At 65.7% G+C, this 16,774-nt stretch carries 14 protein-coding genes and 1 pseudogene; 10 read left to right on the plus strand and 5 right to left on the minus strand.

Features of this window, described 5'->3' with window-relative positions; translation table 11 throughout:
* Positions 1 to 540: MFS transporter (locus D472_RS24805; protein WP_017603241.1), on the plus strand; the 540-nt coding region annotated here is incomplete at its 5' end.
* On the opposite strand, the gene D472_RS0104155 is transcribed toward D472_RS24805, so the two are convergent.
* Positions 530 to 1,261 (minus strand): sulfite exporter TauE/SafE family protein, encoded by a 732-nt coding sequence (locus D472_RS0104155; RefSeq protein ID WP_017603242.1) that lies wholly within the window; start codon positions 1,259 to 1,261, stop codon positions 530 to 532. The two genes, D472_RS24805 and D472_RS0104155, sit on opposite strands and share 11 nt — an antisense overlap.
* Positions 1,262 to 1,315: 54 nt before the next feature.
* Here D472_RS0104155 and thpR point away from each other — a divergent pair.
* Positions 1,316 to 1,729: pseudogene (gene thpR, locus D472_RS26590) on the plus strand (RNA 2',3'-cyclic phosphodiesterase); the annotation flags it as partial.
* Between the two features lie 174 nt (positions 1,730 to 1,903).
* Here the strand turns inward: thpR and D472_RS27390 are convergent.
* Positions 1,904 to 2,077 (minus strand): DUF397 domain-containing protein, encoded by a 174-nt coding sequence (locus D472_RS27390; protein ID WP_083903374.1) that lies wholly within the window; start codon positions 2,075 to 2,077, stop codon positions 1,904 to 1,906.
* Positions 2,067 to 2,867 carry a Scr1 family TA system antitoxin-like transcriptional regulator gene (locus D472_RS0104170; RefSeq protein WP_152447898.1) on the minus strand — a complete coding sequence of 267 codons (801 nt, stop codon included), beginning with the start codon at positions 2,865 to 2,867 and terminating at the stop codon, positions 2,067 to 2,069. The genes D472_RS27390 and D472_RS0104170 overlap by 11 nt, the downstream gene beginning before the upstream one ends.
* Positions 2,868 to 2,937: 70 nt before the next feature.
* On the opposite strand from D472_RS0104170, the gene D472_RS0104180 reads away from it, so the two are divergent.
* The 3 genes from D472_RS0104180 (at position 2,938) to D472_RS0104195 (ending at position 5,319) form a co-directional block, all read left to right on the plus strand.
* Positions 2,938 to 3,294 (plus strand): hypothetical protein, encoded by a 357-nt coding sequence (locus D472_RS0104180; RefSeq protein ID WP_017603246.1) that lies wholly within the window; start codon positions 2,938 to 2,940, stop codon positions 3,292 to 3,294.
* A gap of 690 nt (positions 3,295 to 3,984) precedes the next feature.
* Entirely contained in the window at positions 3,985 to 4,926 is a 942-nt protein-coding gene (locus D472_RS26595; protein ID WP_338036509.1) for an MFS transporter, read from the plus strand.
* 39 nt (positions 4,927 to 4,965) lie between these two features.
* A complete protein-coding gene (locus D472_RS0104195) occupies positions 4,966 to 5,319 on the plus strand; it encodes a MerR family transcriptional regulator (RefSeq protein ID WP_017603250.1) in 354 nt (117 codons plus the stop codon).
* A 31-nt stretch (positions 5,320 to 5,350) separates the two neighbouring features.
* Here D472_RS0104195 and D472_RS0104200 read toward each other — a convergent pair whose 3' ends face one another.
* Positions 5,351 to 6,076 carry a 3-keto-5-aminohexanoate cleavage protein gene (locus D472_RS0104200; RefSeq protein ID WP_017603251.1) on the minus strand — a complete coding sequence of 242 codons (726 nt, stop codon included), beginning with the start codon at positions 6,074 to 6,076 and terminating at the stop codon, positions 5,351 to 5,353.
* A gap of 91 nt (positions 6,077 to 6,167) precedes the next feature.
* Between D472_RS0104200 and D472_RS0104205 the strand changes: the two genes are divergently transcribed.
* Both D472_RS0104205 and D472_RS0104210 read left to right on the plus strand, forming a co-directional pair.
* Positions 6,168 to 7,241 carry a hypothetical protein gene (locus tag D472_RS0104205; protein WP_026117366.1) on the plus strand — a complete coding sequence of 358 codons (1,074 nt, stop codon included), beginning with the start codon at positions 6,168 to 6,170 and terminating at the stop codon, positions 7,239 to 7,241.
* Between the two features lie 199 nt (positions 7,242 to 7,440).
* Positions 7,441 to 8,520, plus strand: a complete 1,080-nt coding sequence (locus D472_RS0104210) for a winged helix DNA-binding domain-containing protein (RefSeq protein WP_017603253.1) — start codon at positions 7,441 to 7,443, stop codon at positions 8,518 to 8,520.
* A 24-nt stretch (positions 8,521 to 8,544) separates the two neighbouring features.
* On the opposite strand, the gene D472_RS0104215 is transcribed toward D472_RS0104210, so the two are convergent.
* Positions 8,545 to 12,084: a condensation domain-containing protein gene (locus tag D472_RS0104215; protein WP_083903375.1), complete on the minus strand. Its 3,540-nt coding sequence runs from the start codon at positions 12,082 to 12,084 to the stop codon at positions 8,545 to 8,547.
* Positions 12,085 to 12,292: 208 nt separating this feature from the next.
* Here D472_RS0104215 and D472_RS0104225 point away from each other — a divergent pair, with 208 nt between their 5' ends.
* Genes D472_RS0104225 through D472_RS0104235 form a run of 3 tightly spaced genes read left to right on the plus strand, consistent with a single transcriptional unit; the run spans position 12,293 to position 16,769 of the window.
* The gene (locus tag D472_RS0104225) at positions 12,293 to 13,597 is read left to right on the plus strand and encodes an MFS transporter (protein ID WP_051045935.1); all 1,305 of its coding nucleotides are present in this window, start codon (positions 12,293 to 12,295) and stop codon (positions 13,595 to 13,597) included.
* Between the two features lie 53 nt (positions 13,598 to 13,650).
* Entirely contained in the window at positions 13,651 to 15,555 is a 1,905-nt protein-coding gene (locus D472_RS0104230; protein ID WP_017603257.1) for a non-ribosomal peptide synthetase, read from the plus strand.
* A complete protein-coding gene (locus D472_RS0104235) occupies positions 15,552 to 16,769 on the plus strand; it encodes a cytochrome P450 (RefSeq protein ID WP_017603258.1) in 1,218 nt (405 codons plus the stop codon). Before D472_RS0104230 ends, D472_RS0104235 begins: the two co-directional genes overlap by 4 nt.
* The last annotated feature ends 5 nt before the right edge of the window (positions 16,770 to 16,774 follow it).

Genomic DNA, 16,774 nt, shown 5'->3' on the forward strand with positions numbered 1-16,774 from the left:
TCGATGGGCTTCGGCGTCGCCCAGCTCGTGGCCGGGTTCATGCCGGGCTACGTGGCCTTCGTGCTGGTCCTGGTGCCCATGGGTGCGCTCTTCATGACCTACGTGACCACCCTGAACGCCACCTTCCAGCTCAGCGTCGACCCACAGATGCGGGGCCGGGCGATGAGCATGTTCCTGCTGGTGTTCATGGGGGTGGCCCCGATCGGTGCCCCGGTGGTGGGCCTGCTCGCCGACACCTTCGGCCCGCAGTACAGCCTCATCGTGGGCGGTGCGGTCACGATCGTGGTGGTCGGGGTCATCTCCGCCCTGTTGATGAGGGTCAGGGGCGTGCGTGCGCGCGCCCTGCTGCCCCGACGCTTCCGTGGTCCGGAGCGTGCCCCGGTGGAGTGTCCGAAGGACGCGGGGGCCAAGGACGCGGGGGCGGAAGAGCCCAAGGGCGTCGAAACGAACACCACCGCGCCCCGGGGAGTACAGGGTCCGCCGGAGACGAAACGGGTCCCAGAACCGGTGTCGAGTGGTCCGCGCGAGGTCAGGCGGTGACCACGCGGGTGAGCATCGACACCGAGCTCACCACCAGCAGCACCAGGACGGTGCGACGGAAGAGCTCGGCGTTCAGTCTCCTGAAGAGCCGTTCGCCGGCGAACGTGCCCACCAACAGGGCTGGTACGCCCACGGCCACCAGGGTCCCCACTTCGGGGGTCAGCTGACCCCCGAAGCCGAACCCCACCAGCGTCGCCACGCTCGTCGCCGAGAACACCACGGCGAGGGTGGCGCGCTGGGCCCTGGGTTCCAGGTCGGCCAGACGCGAGCCCTGCATACCGGCCACCAGGATCGGCCCGTCGATCGCGGTCGCGGCGAACGAGGCGCCCGAGAGCGCGCTCATTCCGGCCGCCGCGCCCATGCCACCGGGAACGCGCACCCGCAGCCCCACCAGCAGGGTCCCGGCCACCACCGTGAAGGCGATCAGCGACAGCAGCGTCGACTCCGACATGACGTTGAGCGCCCACAGGCCGAACGGCACGCCGGCCAGTGAAAACGCCAACAGCACCAGGGCGCCACGTCGATCCACGTGTGCCCGGTCGCCCACCGCGACCAACAGGTTCAACGGCACCGCCAGGGTCGCCGCGATCACCACCGCGGTCACCGGGTCCAAGAGCAGGGCCAGCGGGGGGACCGAGACCAGGGAGAAGCCGAATCCGGCGGCGATGCGGACCAGGGCGGCCAAGGCGAGGGTGATGAACACGCCGACGAGGACGAACACGGGTGCGACTCCGGGGGAGGGTGGGAAGGGACCAGGTGACCCTAGCCGTTCCGTGTGTCGGAGGAAGCCTTGAGACTGTTCGTCGCGCTGTGGCCCTCCCAGGAGGTCCTCGATGTCCTGGCGGAGGCCGTCCGCCGTGGTCGTGGGCGATCTTCCGAACTGCGCTGGACCCGGGCCGGGGAATGGCACCTGACCCTGCTCTTCCTGGGCGAGGTGCCCGAAGAAGGGGTGCCCGCCCTCACCGAGGCCCTTGGAAGGGTGCTGCGAGGGCGTCGCGCACTGGATCTGACCCTCGACGGCTGGGGCACCTTCCCGCAGCGGGCCGGCCACGCCTGCGTGTTCTGGGCGGGCGTCGGAGGGGAGGGCCTGGCCGAGCTCGTGCGCGACCTGCGCGGGGCCGCGCGTTCGGCCGGTGTGGTGGTCGAGTCACGGCCCTTCGTACCGCACCTGACCTTGGCCCGAGCACGCCCGGCGCGCTCGCCGGAAGCGACCCTGCGAGCCTTGGGCGAGCTACCGCCCATCGGCTGGGGCGCCNGAGCCGCCCCGGAAGGGCGGACCGTTACCGGACGGTTCGGACGTGGGAATCGCCCGGGTGAGGCCACCGGTGTTCTTCGGGGGAGGCGAACGGGTGTGTTCGTGGGGTCAGCGCCGTGTGCTGACGCGCAGTGCGGCGAGCCACTCGACGTGGTCGAACGTGAGGTGCCCGGCTTCTCGGTTCTGGGTGTCGCGGACGTCCGCCCCGTGCGCGCCTTCGCGCGCTTCGACGCACTGTCCGCCGTTTTGCGAATAGCTCGACTTGTGCCACTCATTCACCATCGCTGAGCTCCTTCAATCTACGACGGGTGTCGTCCGCGGGGAGAGCATTGCCTAGGGCCGCACGCGCGAGGTCCTGCAACCGTTGGACCCCTCGTGTGTCGTGCACCACGATAGTCCCGTTCGTGTGCTCTGACGTGGCCACCCTTGATCCGTCACGAAGTCGGTAGATCTGGAACGGAGAGGTCACCCCGGCGAGGATGCTCCCGGAGGGCACCATGTTCACCCGAACGCGGTCGGACGCCACCAGATCCAACAGGTGCAGGGACTGTTCCTTCCTGGCGGCGAACGGGACCCCGGTGAGTCCCGTTTCGGGGAAGGTCGCGAAGACACGTAGTCCTCGGTCGAGCCGGGAAAGCTGTGAACACCGGACCTTCACCAGTTCGTCGATCACCTGCATGGGATCGGCGGGGCGCCCTTCTGCGAGCGCGTAACGCGCGTACAGGGGGGATTCGAGCAGGGCGGGCACCAACACGGGTGTGACGACTTCGATCGTGACGGCTTGCTGCGAGAGCTGTGCGTCATCACGCAGCCATGACGGCACCCCGTCGGTTTCCGTCACCTCCTTGAAAACCGCGAGCAGGCCGCCGTGCGCGTCGAAGAACGCGTCCAGTTTGCGCACGGTTTCTTCATCTGGGGTCGTTCTTCCGTTTTCCCAGTTGGAAGCGGCGGAGGGAACGTACCCGACGTGATCCGCGACCTGCGCCTGTGTGCGGCCGCCCTGTTTGCGAAGACGACGCAGTTCTCTTTGAAAATCATTCACATGAGACAGGATCACACGTGAACAACACACCCGGGGAGTATCGGGATAGGAAGAATGTCATTCCCTGGAGTGTGGTGGCTACCCTCCGGAACCTGGAGTCATGGATGCTCACGAACCGCCGAACGCCTCCGCCGAAGCCGAGCCCCGTGACCCGTTCACGGAAGCCAAGGGGGCCTTCCTCGCGTTGCGGGGTCTGACGTTCACGGTGGAATGGCGACGTTTCCCGTGGACCCGGGGGACGGCCTTGGACCGCGCCCTGGTCGGTCCCGCGTATCTGGGCAACGTCGCTCTGGGGCTCAAGCAGGCCACGCACTGGGCGTACCAGAGCCGCGATGGTGGGAAGTGGCGCTACGTCCCGCGCACGCAGGTGTGGCGGTTGGTCAACGAGGTGTGCGACGAGTTCGCGGGCTTCGTGCCGCCCCTGCCACGCCGCCAAGGCCAGGAACCCGGCGAGTAGACGCCCTTCGCCCACCGTGGGCATCACGAAGGCGGCGGCATGACCTCGCTCACGTCGCGTGGGGCACGCCATCGACCGGTGATCCCGTGGCCCCACGGTGAGCCGCCGCTCTCGCGGTCGTTCGTGGCACCCGGTTCCGGAGAGGAAGTCGCCCCGGGAGGGTGGACCACTGCCGGACCGGCCGAACCCGGGGGCTACCCTGGGGTATCCGATCCCGACAAGCACCGAAGCGGAGCACGTCATGAGCATGCTCACGAACAACCGCAAGCAGCGCTGGCTGCTGCCCGTGGTGCTGGGCTCGATCATGCTCATCGTGGTCCTGGGCGCCATCTTCGGCTGACCGGACCCGAGGTCCTCCCGGGCGCGACTTGACCCTGACACCTGTGTCAGGGTTCTAGCGTTCCGCCATGTCCTCACGCACACCACGTCCGGGTTGGCTGCTCTGCCTGACCCTGGCCGCCTTCGCCGTCGGTACCGACGACCTGATCATCGCCGGCCTGTTGCCCCTCATCGCCCAGGACCTCGACGTGGGCACGGCCGCCGCCGGACAGCTGGTCACCGTCTTCTCGATCACCTACGCCGCGGCGGCCCCGCCGTTGGCCATGGCCACGGCCCGGCTGCCCCCACGCCCCCTGCNCCCTGCTGCTCGGCGCGCTGGCCCTGTTCGCACTGGTCAACCTGGTCACCGCCCTGGCTCCCGGATACGTCACGCTGATGGCGTTGCGGGTCTGCGCCGCGTTGGTGGCCGCACTCATCACCCCGGTGGCCTTCGCCATGGCCGCGGGACTGTCCGCACCCGAACGCACCGGTCGCGCGGTCGGAATGGTGGCGGCGGGCCTCACCGTGTCGCTGTTCCTGGGTGTGCCGGCCGGTACCGTGCTCGGGGCCGCCTTCGGTTGGCGTGCGGCCTTCGTCGCGGTGGCCGTCCTCACCTGCCTGGTCCTGTTCGCCTCGGCCGCGTCGCTGCCCTCGCTTCCGGGCTCCCCGCAGGCGGGGCCACGTGAACAGTTCAAAGCGTTGACCCGTCCCGCGATCCTGTTCTGCGTCACCGGGACAGTCCTGGGGGCGAGCTGCGGTTTCATGACCTACACCTACGTCGCTCCGATCACCATGGACCTCACCGGTTCCTCGGGCGTGGTCCTGGCTCCCCTGATCGCCACGATCGGTGTGGCCGGCGCGCTCGGCACCCTGGTGTGCGGGCGAGCCACCGACCGGTGGGGCGCCGACCGGGTCCTCCTGGTCACCTTCGTCGGGATGGTCGTCACCAGTGCCGTCCTGGCGCTCCTCGTTCCACTGACCGGGGGAGGACTCCCGGTGTGGGCCCTGGGCGGGGTCTTCGCGGTGTGGGGTTTCGCCGCCTGGGGCTTCGCCGCGCCCATGAGCGCTCGGCTACTCGGCCTGGCCGGGGACGCCGGTACCGAGGCCCTCGCCCTCAACACCGGCGGACTCTACGTGGGCACCGCGGTGGCGGGCATGGTCGGCGGTGCGGTGGTGGCCACCTTCGGTGGCGCGGCGGTGCCCGTGGCCGCGGCCTGTGTGGGACTCGTGGCCCTGGTGGTGATGGCGCTGTCCGTCCGCCGATACCCCACAGCGGTCCCGGAACCCCTGGCCCCTCAGAGGAGCGGAACCTAGGCTGGGGCGACGGTCACGGCACCGAGGCACGGAGGAAACATGCGCATCGGAGAACTCGCCGAACGCAGTGGCGCCAGCGTGCGCTCCCTGCGCTACTACGAGAAACGCGGACTCCTGGCCTCCGAACGGGCACGGAACGGGTACCGCGAATACGGACCGGACGCGGTCGACCGGGTCCGCAACATCCGACTGCTCCTGGAATCCGGGCTGACCTCCGAGGACATCCGGGAATTGCGAGCCTGCCTCGAACTGGACCTGGTCCGCGAACCCGACTGTGCCGAGGCCGTCGCCCTCTACGAGCAAAGACTCCAGGCGGTCCGCGAACGCATCGACACGCTCTCGGCGACCGAAGAACGCCTCGAACGCCGGCTCACCGAGAACCGAGGGGCGTAGGGCCCCGCGCCCGCCCGGGAACGGCCGGGGTTCAGGCGGTGGCGGCGGCCAACTCGACGGCGTGCGCGACCAGCGCCGCGTTGTCGGAGGCCTCGCTCCCGTCCGGCAGGCGCATCGTGTCCTCCAGACCGATCCGGATGTCCCGGTCGTCGTCCAGGGCGGACTCCAACATGGGCCAGGCCGTGGCGTCCACCCCGTGCACCAACCTCGGCGCCCTCACCCCCGCCCGGTCCAACAGCGCGTTGATCGCCTCCGCGTTGCGCCGGGCGTCCTCCACCGCCACCTGGGTGGGTTCCACCAGTACGGCGGCCACCTCGATCCGGGTGGCCACCAGGATCCGAGCCGCGTCCACCGTCCACACCCCGGCCTCCACCGCCACCCTGCGGTCGTTCAACAGGTGGGCCAAGTCCACCGACCCCGCCTCGTGCAGGTTCACCGAGACCGAGTCGGGTAACGCGGAAAAGGCCCATCTTTGCACCAGGCCATAGCGCCGCCAGGGGTCGGATTGGGCGGACAGGGCCGTGGTGAGTGACACCGGGACGTCGGGGCCCTCGCTCCGCATCCGTTCCATCAAGGCGGAGACCACCGCCGGCTCCAGGGACTCGGCGCCCCCGGGATCGCGCGGGTGGATGTGGACGGCGGTCGCTCCCGCCTCCACCACGGAGTGGGCGTCGGCGACGAGTCGGTCGACGGACACGGGCAAAGAGGGGTGGGCACCCGGGCGGCGATCACCGTTGAGACAGGCGACGATCCTCATGGGGTCTCTCCTTACGGCGTCTGTAAGCCGAATGTGCCCGCTCGCGCCCGGGTACAAGCCACCCGGCCCCACCCCTGGCAGGATGGCGGTCATGAGAAGATCTCTGGCCCTGGTCGCGGCAGCCCTGTTCGTCCTCACCTCCGCGCCCTTGGCCTGGGCCGAGCCCGAGGTGCCCGAGGAGGGCACCGGAGGCGTGGACTACCCACGTGGTGGGGAAGGGCCCGAGGGGTCGGAGATCGCCTTCGAATTCCAGGACCCGCGCATCTCTGAGTCCAGCGGATTGGCGCCGTCGCTGCGGCACGAGGGGGTGTGGTGGACGCACAACGACAGCGGTGACCACCTCAGCGAGGTGTACGCGGTGAACGAGGAGGGGGAGACCCTCGCCACCGTCACCCTGAACGTGGAGCGCCGTGACTGGGAGGCGGTCGGCCTCGCCCAGGGGCCGGAGGGCGAACCGACGGTCTTCGTGGGTGACATCGGAGACAACTTCGGTGGGGGCTGGCCCAACATCAGGGTCTTCCACTTCGTGGAGCCGCAGACCCTGACGGACATGGTCCTGGATCCGGCGGTGTTGACGTTCACCTACGAGGACGGTGGCCGGGACGCCGAGGGCATGATGATCGATCCGCGCGATGGGCGGCTGTACGTGGTCTCCAAGGAGTTCGCCGGGGGTGTGTACGCGGCCCCCGAGAACCTGGATCCGCACGGCGAGAACGTATTGACGCGCGTGGACTCCGCGCCCCTGTTCGCCACCGACGCCGCCTTCAGCGGCGATGGCACGCGCTACGCGATCCGTACCTATTGGGGGGTCACGATCTACGACTCCACGGACAAGGTCCCCGGGACCTCGGTGGGCTCCTTCGACCTGCCGGAGATGGACCAGGGCGAGTCCGTGGCCTTCACCCCGGACGGGACCGCGTTGATGGCCGGTACCGAAGGGGAGCACTCCCCGGTCTGGCGAGTCCCGTTGGAGGGCGCTCAGGTTCCCGACCACGCGGCGAAGGACGAACCGGCGGAGTCCGCGCCCAGCACGGAGGAGGACGCGGGCGAGGACTCCGAGGTGGAGCAAGGGGCCGTCATCGGCGCCGCCCCGCTCATCCTCGGCGGGGTCGCGGTCGCCGTGGTCCTCATCGGTGGCATCGCCTGGCTCGCCCGTCGCGGCTGACCGGTATCGACACAGGGGAAGCAAGTATCTCGTATTGAGAAACCGCACCCTGGCCATACGAGTGGTCTCGGGTTCGGCTGGCGATAGTCTTTGGTGGCCTGTAGTGTTACACGAGATAGTCGAGTAGTCACTCCAGCCTGTCGCTTGACTGGAAGGCTTCACAGTGAAGATTGCCTGGGAACGAGTACTGTCATGGCGCTTGCGACGACAGTTCGTCGTCCCGCGTGGCGAGGCCGATGCCGCCGAGATCATCGGTCGGTTGTGCGGAGTGCAGGCTCAAGTGGCTTTGTCGGCGGAGTCTGCCATCGGCAACCGGCAGAACCGGCCTCGCCAGGGCCAGATCGACAAGGCACTCGAAGATCGGTCCATCGTCAAGACCTGGTCGATGCGCGGCACCCTGCATCTGATTCGATCGGAAGAGGTGGGGGCTTACCTGTCCTTGCTCGCTTCCGGTCGCATGTGGGAGAAACCTTCGTGGCAGCGAGCCTTCGGCGCTACCCCTCAGGAGATCGAGGACATGGCCGATGCGGTGTCCGGCATCTTGCGAGACCGTGTCCTGACCCGGGCACAGATGGTCGCTCGGTTGGTCGATGACGCACGGTTCACGGGCATGGAGGAACAGCTCAGATCGGGGTGGGGCACTTTGCTCAAACCTTTGGCCTGGAAGGGAGTGCTCTGCCACGGCCCGAAACAGGGAAGCTCCACTACTTTCACGTCCCCCGCAAGTCTGCTTCCTGGCTGGAAAGGGCTGCCCAAACCCGATGATGCGGCGCCGATCGCCATCCGGGCCTACCTCGGCGCCTTCGGCCCGGCGACCCCCGAATCGTTCGACGCCTGGCTGTCTCGGAACAGTCTGCGAAAGACCGTCGTTCGCCGTTGGTTCAAGGAAATGGGTGACACGCTCAGGGAGGTGGAGGTCGACGGGCAGACGGCCTTTGCCCTGGCCGAGCACGTGGACGAGATGGCCGATTCCGAACCGGACACCTCTGTGCGTCTCCTCGGAGGTTTCGATCAGTACCTGCTGGGGCCGGGGACCAAGGAAACGCGGATTCTGCCCGCTCAGCATCGATCGAAGGTGAGCAGGACCGCCGGTTGGATTTCTCCCATCGTCCTTTTGGGGGGTCGGATCGTGGGCGTGTGGGACAGCTCGGAAGGTATCCTCACAGTCAGGTTGTTCGAGGACGCGCCCGTACCGGACACCGACGAACTGGAGGCCGAGGTGGCTCGTGTCTCCGGGTTCGCGAACGAGGGGAAGCCGACCCTGCGGGTGGAACGGTGATGATCACGCCGCCCGGGGCAAGGGTCAGATCCTGACCTGCGACAGGCGCGATTCCGGTGCTACGGCCACCTGCTCCAGCAGTCGTAGCAGCTGGTCTATACGTTCGAGCCCGGTCTGTCGATTCCATAGCTCCGTGTTGAGTTCCAGCATTATCGAAACGCTGTCTTCGCGTAGAAGCGCGTGGAACGACATGTCGTAACGTGCGGTCCCGTGGGAGAGCATCTCGTAGGAGAATCGGCACCCGGGCAGATTCAGCGGGAGCCACCCGTCGAGCTGGAGTTCGCAGGTGACCTGGTAGATCGGGTGCACACCGGGTGACCGCTCTGGGGCCGCCGTTTCGATGATGTCCGCGAAGGGCAAGGCCTGGTGTTCGTATGAGCGCAAGAGCGCCTGGCTCGTGCGATCGATGCATTCGGCCAGGTTCGGGTCTGCGGAGCAGTCCACCCGTATCGGCACGACATTGAGGAAGCACCCGATGAGGAGTTCGGAGCCGGATCGGGAACGGTTCTCTGTGGGGACCCCCACCACCAGATCGGTCTGGCCGGTCAACTTGTGCAACAGGATGAGTACCGTCGCACAGAAGACGGTGAATCGGGTCGTACGGTGTCGTCTTGCTAGTTCGTCGAAGGTGGCGAGCACTTCGCCCGAACCGCGACGTTCCAGAAACTCTCCTACGAAAGCGGGCTTTTCTGGCCGCGCCTGATCGGTCGGCACAGCGATGCTCGGCGGTGTGTCTACCAACTCTCTTCTCCAGAAACGGCGCAGCCTTTGCCCTTCCCTGCCCGCCAGCATCTTCTGCTCGTCAAGGGCGAGGTCGGTGAACCCCAGTCGCAGGTCCGGTAGTTCGGGGGTGTCTCCTTCGACCCGGGCTCGGTAGAACTCCGACAGCTCGCGCATGAACACCGACATGGACACCTCGTCGGTCACCAGGTGGTGGAACAAGAGGTGCAGTGTGTGGCTGGTGTTGGAAAGCCGGACCAGACGGGAACGCAGCAGGGGCGCGGTCGAAATGTCGAACCCCCCGTGTGCCGTCTCCTCCTCCAAAAGCCGGTTCTGTTCGGTTTTCTCAGATGCGGGCAGGGCGCTGAGGTCGGTGAGGGGGACGTCGTAACCGTCCAGGGGGACGATGCGCTGGAACGGTTCCCCGTCGTGTTGGCCGAATTCGGCACGCAACCCGGGTTGACGTCGCAGGACATCACGAACCGCTCCGCGCAGGGCCTGTTCGTCGAGGGGGCCGTCGATTCTCAACAGGAGCGGGATGGTGTGGGTCAATGCTCCGGGATTGGACTGTTCGGCCAGCCATAGCTGGCGTTGGGAAGCAAGGAGTGGAAGTGGTTCGCCCTCCGTCTCCTGATATGCGGTGTGACCGGTCTCCTCTGCGGGTGAACTCTCCGAGGTGGAGGAGACGAAGTCCATCCACCCGTCCACACCGGGGTTTTCTGCTCTGATCCGATCGGCCAGGAGAGCGGGAGTGGGGTTCTCGAACAGGGTGCGAATCCCGACCTCGACCCCGAGAACGTCGTGTAGTTCCGTGATCGTGCGCGTGGCCACCATCGAATGACCACCCAGCACGAAGAAGTCGTCGCCGGGTCCCACCGCGGGAGCTTCCAGCAATTCGGCCCACAGTTCACACAGGAGATCGAGCAAGGGATCGTCTCCGTGCCGGCCCGGTGGAGTGCTCTCCTCACCGCTGGGCAGGAGGAAGGGGATTCCGGAGATGACTTCCATGGCCCCCTCTGGGTTCCAACGGGCCTGTAGTGAACTCCTCTGGGAGTCCACGATCAGGGTCCCGGGAGTGAAGGGGGAGGCCGCACCATCCGTGGGTTCGATGTGTGCCGGCAGGCCGTCGACGTGGAGTAGGAGCGGCCACTTGTGCGGTAGGTCGGTGATATCAGCCGCGCACAGGGCACCTTGCGCCGAACGGAACAGACGTATGGCCTGACGACGGTCGTCTTCGCCCAGGAGGCCCAGGTCCTCGGAGCTGACCGGTCCGTCGACCACCAGTACAGGAATGCCGTCGTCACGCGCGTACTTTCCGAACTCCGCGGCCGGTACCGCGGCGATGGTGGCCTTGTTGATGGCTTGGCCAGGGGCCCACCGGAGTGCCCCGGCGGTATCGATCGCGCCGTGAACGGTCTCGGACTCCGAGAAGGACGTGTTCACCAGGACCGTGTCCTCGGAGGTGATATCGAGGGCCGCGGCCAGGTTTGGTCGGAGAACGCTCCGAATCGGTGGTCCCTCGAGGGACAATCGCGAGAGTCGCACTCCGGGATCGGCGATCCAGGCCGCCAGTAGCCGGTCGTAGTCCGAGACGAGTGCCTCGATACCCGCGGGCGTGTGAATCGCGGTGTCGTGTTCGATCCAAAGCCGCACCTCTTGCGGTGTCGCTTCCATCTCCGTGATGGTGTCGAAGCGTCCACGCTCTCGATCGACTTCGATCATCCGCGTGGGGAACCCTCCGAAGGAGAGATCTCCGACAGCGTCCACCTTGGGAAGGAAGAGATGCTGGATCAGAGGAGTTCTGCCGGGCCGGCGCTCGGGGGCGACCTGTTCGATGATGTGTCCCAGTGGCAAGCCTCCGTGCTCGATGGCGTCGGTGACGACATCCGAGCATCTGGCGATCAGGGTCTTCGGGTCGGGGTCACCGTCGGTGCGCAGACGTAGGGGCACGGTGTTGGACAGTTGTCCGACGAGTCGTTCCAACTGAGGGGTCGATCGATTCGAGGTGAGGACCCCGAGTACGAGGTCCTCCGCTCCGGTGGATCGGGAGGCCAGGGCCGCGAACGCCGCGAGGGAGACGACGTACGGGGTGGTGTTGTGCACTCGCGCGAAGTCGAGAAGGGCACTCCCTCGTGTCCTCAGGGTGTGTCGGGTTCTCCTGCCCAGGTCCCTCTTGAACGGCGGCCTGGGCCGGTCCGGGCGGAGGTCGAGAGCGGCCGGCGCGTCGGTGAGGGCCTGCTTCCAGAACTCTCCGTCCTTCTTCTCCACCAAGGGAAGGAACGCGTTACGTTCCCACTCGACGAAGTCGCCGTACTGGAGTTCGGGCTCGGCTACACGGGAATGTCCGCCTTCGGTGATATTCCGGTAGTCCTGGTCGAGTTCGGCCAAGACGAACCGGACGGTGGTCGCGTCCGCGACCAGGTGGTGCACGGCGAGCGCCAAGACGCAGCCATCGGCCAGATCCATCACTACGAAGCGCAGTGGTGGCCCTGTGGACAGATCCACTCCGGCGTCGGCGAAGTCGCGCAGCTGCGCTCGCACTCTCGAAGAAAGGGGGTCGCTCGGCTCAGAGGTGAAGTCTTTCCAGGTCAGAGGGGCCCGGGCCGGGGGTGCTGGTACGTACGTCATAGGCCCTGATCGGCTGTCGACGAAGACACTACGGAGAATCTCATGCCGTCCAAGCAGGCGAAGCACGGCATGTTCCAGCGCGCTTCGGTCGAGATCGCCTTGCACGTACAGGGAGGCGCACTCCGTCTGTGCCAGGGGCGTCTCCCCGCCGCTCTTCGGAGACCAGAAGTGCTCTTGGACGGCGGCGAGTGGCGTGTAGTCTTTTGAGTCGAACACGAGTGAATCCTATGCGGAAACCTTGCCGATTTCGAGACTCTTTGTTCTGGAGCTTGATGGAGAATTTTGTCCGTTATGTCACTTTATGCGTATTTTTGAGCGGCGAGATCGAGGCTTCTGTTGGTTGTCTCTCGGGGGCACTGCTAGTGTCTTCCGATAGCAATATGTAGTGTCTCGTATAGTTTCCGAAATAGAATCAGAGCTGAACATGAGCGACACGACCGGGGCCGAGGGCCCTTCTGAGCAGACTCAGAAGCGTACGGTGCTTGTGCGCAACCGTGACTTCCTCATGCTGTGGTCGGGCGAATCCGTGAGTTCCCTGGGAAGTCAGATCGGTGTCATCGTCTTACCCTCCTTGGCCGTGCTCTTCTTCGGTCAAGGGGCCTTCGGTGTCGGTATGCTCATCGCGCTGCAATGGATCCCCTTCATGGTGTTGGCGCCCCTCGTTGGTGTGCTCACCGACAGGTTCCGACGTAAGACCTTGATGCAGTTGGCGAACATCGCGCGCTTCGTCATCCTCTTCTCGCTGCCCGTGGCGGCGTTCATGGACCAGCTGACGATCACCCACCTGTACGTCGCGGCGTTGCTCAAGGGGATTTTCGACGTCGTCTTCCAGCTTTCTTACCAGGCGTTTCTTCCCTACCTGTTGGACCGGGACGACCTCACGGACGGTAACGCGAAGACGCAGCTGAGTCGCTCTCTCGCGCTCATCCTGGGAAGGTCCGTCGGTGGTGGGCTGGTAAGCGCGCTGGGACCTGTGCGTGCCATGGCCGTCAACGGTCTCGGCTACCTGGCATCGAGTTTTGCCCTGATGTTCGTTCGCAAGCCGGAGAGCCCGCCCGAGCCGGCACAGGGTGGGGCCAAGAGCGTGCTGAACGAACTCAAGGGTGGCGTGGTCATCACCTTCGGTAACCGCCTGTTGAGGTACCTCACTCTGATGGCGACCTTTGGGAACATGGCGGTCTCGTTGACCCTCGCGATGATCATCGTGTTCGCCTACGAGGACCTCGGATTCAACGGTGCCCAGGTCGGTCTCGCCCTAGGGCTGGGCAGTGCCGCCGTCGTCGTGGGCGCCCTGTCCTCTCAGTGGGTCAACGCGCGCCTGGGAATGGGCAGGATGCTCATTTTCACGCACACCATGCTCGCGATCGCGTTCGCCATGCTTCCGATCGCTCTCCTTGGCGACACGGCGTTCGCTTTCGCGATCATCGTCGTCTCGCAGTGCCTCTCCTCGTTCACCACGCCGATCGCGAACGTGGGGATCATGACGCTCATCCAAAAGACCACTCCTCCGGAGGCCATGGGAAGAGTCGGTGGTGTCGCACTGCCCTTCGTGTGGGGATCGAACGCCGTGGGCCCGTTGCTGGGTAGCGCTCTGGCCGTGATCTTCGTCAACTGGGTGGCCTTCCTCCTGGCGGCCGTCATGGCCCTGATCGCCGTGGCCTGGGTTCTGATCGGCGCCGTGTACCGCATCCACGACGAAGTGCCCGAAGAGTGGAGGGTCGTTCTGTAGGGGCCGTATCCCAACGAGGCTTCAGTGCTTGCTCAAGACAGGGAAGACGCACGATGGAACAGTACAGCCGAACCATCGAGGACCAGGACCGTACTTTCGACCCCTCCCATCTCACAGGAGTCCTGCCCGACCGGGTCCGTGAGCACGCCGAAGCCTTTCCGGACCGGCCGGCCGTTCGGCGGGGCCAGACCCAACTCACCTACGCGCAACTGGACCGTCGCGTCGACCGACTCGCGTGCACACTGATCGAGGAGGGAGTGAGCCGAGGCTCGTTGGTCGCCATCCATATAGAGCGATCCATTGAATGGGTCGTCGCCATGTTGGCGACACTACGTGCCGGTGGAGTGTGTATGACACTCGACCCCAGGTCTCCTCTCGAACGTATCGAGCGCGCGCTGGAGGTCGCTCGGCCGGTGGCCCTTCTCAGCGGCCAAATGCCTCCACCATCGGACGAATCGAATGAACGGGCGACGATCCGCGTCGACCACGGTGTCCTCACCGGAGACGGGAACCGCGTGTCGTTCCCAGAATTGGGAGAGGACGATCTCGCCTACGCGGTCCACACCTCCGGTTCGGAGGGTCGGCCCAAGATCGTCCTCGCCCAGCACCGGTGGCTCACCATCGGGGCGGCCGGGGGTGCCCTCATCAACGGCACAACCGCGCATGACCGGGGATCGTGGCTGGGGCCCGCCGGCGCCGGAATCGCGATCAACGAGGTGTGCGGCCTGCTGTGGATGGGCGCAAGCATCCACATCGCCGAGCAGGAGGTGCTGACCTCACCGGTCGACCTTCGCGCGTGGTTGCTGGAGAACCGCATCACCCAGACCTTCGTCATCACGCCGATCGGGGAGGTACTCCAGGCGCTGGAGTGGCCGGAGCACAGTGAGCTGAGGCTGATGACCCTGGGTGGAGACCGGCTCAACCGGTGGGGTCCTTCCGGTCTGTCGTTCGAGGTCGCGGTCTCCTACGGTTCCCTGGAGGCCTTTCAGATCGCCAACTCGATCCATCCGTGGGACCGGCGTTGCACACCCACCACCGCGTCGGAGGAATTGCGCCGATCACCGCCTCCGGTGGGCAGAGCCCTGCCCGGGGTTCGCGTCCATGTGTTGGAGAACGACCTCGAACGCACTCCTGCCGGGTCGATCGGAGAGTTGTGGATCGAATCGAACAGTCTTTCACTCGGCTACATGGCCGACAGCGCGCTGACCGCGGATCGGTTTCGGCCCAATCCTTTCGGTGCGCCCGGTAGCCGGTTGTACCGCTCCGGGGATGCGGGACGCTTCCGCGAGGACGGACTTCTGGAACACCATGGTCGTATCGACGGCATCGTCAAGGTGCGGGGCAACCGGGTCGAGATCGGAGAGGTCGAATGGGTGCTCGGCGGACATCCCGACGTTGAACAGGTGTGCGTGGCGACCGCTTCGGGTCGGGACCAAAGGACACAGTTGGTCGCTTGTGTCGTCGCAAGGAACAAGGTGGACCCGATCGAACTACGGTCCTACGCCGCGCTCCGACTCCAGGACTTCATGGTCCCCATCGCCTATGTGCTGATGGACGCGCTACCCATGAACACGAACCACAAGATCGACCGGGGAGCACTGCCCCCGGCCGACTGGGAGAGGTGGCGTCCGACTCGGCCCTTCCGTGAGCCCAAGGGAGACACGGAGGAGACTCTGGCGGCTCTTTACACAGACCTGATCGGTGTCGAGCGGGTGGGCGCTGACGATGGATTCTTGGAACTCGGTGGTGACTCCCTCCTGGCGGTACGGCTACGAGTGGCGTTGGAAAGCGAGTTCGGGATCACGGTTCCTCTCAGAGAGATCATGGAGCGTTCCACGGTCTCTGGACTCGCTCGTCGGGTGGTGGAACTGCGAGAAAAGGACGAGGGCGAACCGCTGTTGCCGCCGATAGTCCGTAGAAGCAAGGATGAGGCCACGAGAGGGATCCGAGAGCCGTGAACAGTGTGCGAGACGCCGCCGTCAGTCGACTCACCGAAACGTTTGACTTCCACGATCCTGAGTACACGCCGGACACGGCGGAGACGATCAACCGGTTGATCCGTGAGGGTTCCTCGGTCGCCTACTCATCGGCGCATGGGGGAATGTGGGTTCTCTCCGGTTACGAGCATGTCAAGAGCGCGTTGAGGGACCACGAAACCTTTAGCTCTGCTCAAGGAGTGCACTTCCCTCGTGCCGAGGGAATGCCGAAATTCTCACCCATTGATCTGGATCCTCCCGAACATGGTGTGGTCCGTGAACTCATGGCGCCGCCGGTCCAGAAGCAGAGGGTGCAGGACCTGGAACCCGCTTTCCGGAAGCTCTCCGCGGAACTCATCGCGGCCGTGTCGGAACGGGGCGAGGCAGACATGGTCTCCGAAGTCGCCCGCCCCTTCGCCATTGGCACACTCGCCCTGACCATCGGGCTCTCTCAGGAGGCCCAAAGGCAGGTCCGCGAGCTGACCCGGACCATGTGGAAGTACATCGCCACGGACTCCGACGCCACTCGATTCTGGCCCGCCTACCATGACCTGCTCTCCGAAGAGATCCGTCAGGCCAGGGAGAGCGAGAACGGGTCGTACCTTTCGTGGCTCGCCGAGGCGACCATCGATGGCGAACCGATTCCCGAGGACCTGCTCTACTCGATCATCGTCTCCTACTTCGTAGCCGGACACGACAACACGATGAACGCTGTCGGACGTTTGCTGTGGTGTCTTGCGAGGGACCGCGACCTTCAGCTGGAACTGAGGAAACGTCCGGAGCTGCGGCCCTTGGTCGCCGAGGAGAGCCTGCGTCGTTGGTGCCCGACGGACCGTTTCACTCGGGTGACCACACGCGACGTGACCATCGATGGTACCACCATTCCGAGTGGTTCAAGGGTCGTGCTTTTGTTCGACGCGGCTAACCGTGACCCGGTTAAATTCCCCGAACCTGAAAAATTTCACCCAGAACGCGGAAACTCTTACCAGCATCTGAGTTTCGGCCACGGAATCCACAGATGTATGGGGGCTCATCTGGCCCGGTTGGAGTTCAGGATTTTGCTCGACGAACTCGCGCGGCATCCGACCTTTCATCACGTGGCGGAGTCCAGTCTCTCGTTCGAGAACGGGCGCCACATCCTCTTCGACCGAATCCAGGTCCGTTTCGAGGGGATCGGACAGGAGGAGGGCGAGTGAGGCCT

Origin of the sequence: Nocardiopsis alkaliphila YIM 80379 (genome assembly GCF_000341005.1) — a bacterium.
GTDB classification, from domain to species: domain Bacteria; phylum Actinomycetota; class Actinomycetes; order Streptosporangiales; family Streptosporangiaceae; genus Nocardiopsis; species Nocardiopsis alkaliphila.

Coding starts and splice junctions, on each gene's coding strand:
- D472_RS27390 (WP_083903374.1), bottom strand. CDS start 2,077: ATGGTGAATGAGTGGCACAAGTCGAGCTATTCGCAAAACGGCGGACAG.
- D472_RS0104180 (WP_017603246.1), top strand. CDS start 2,938: ATGGATGCTCACGAACCGCCGAACGCCTCCGCCGAAGCCGAGCCCCGT.
- D472_RS0104195 (WP_017603250.1), top strand. CDS start 4,966: ATGCGCATCGGAGAACTCGCCGAACGCAGTGGCGCCAGCGTGCGCTCC.
- D472_RS0104200 (WP_017603251.1), bottom strand. CDS start 6,076: ATGAGGATCGTCGCCTGTCTCAACGGTGATCGCCGCCCGGGTGCCCAC.
- D472_RS0104205 (WP_026117366.1), top strand. CDS start 6,168: ATGAGAAGATCTCTGGCCCTGGTCGCGGCAGCCCTGTTCGTCCTCACC.
- D472_RS0104225 (WP_051045935.1), top strand. CDS start 12,293: ATGAGCGACACGACCGGGGCCGAGGGCCCTTCTGAGCAGACTCAGAAG.
- D472_RS0104230 (WP_017603257.1), top strand. CDS start 13,651: ATGGAACAGTACAGCCGAACCATCGAGGACCAGGACCGTACTTTCGAC.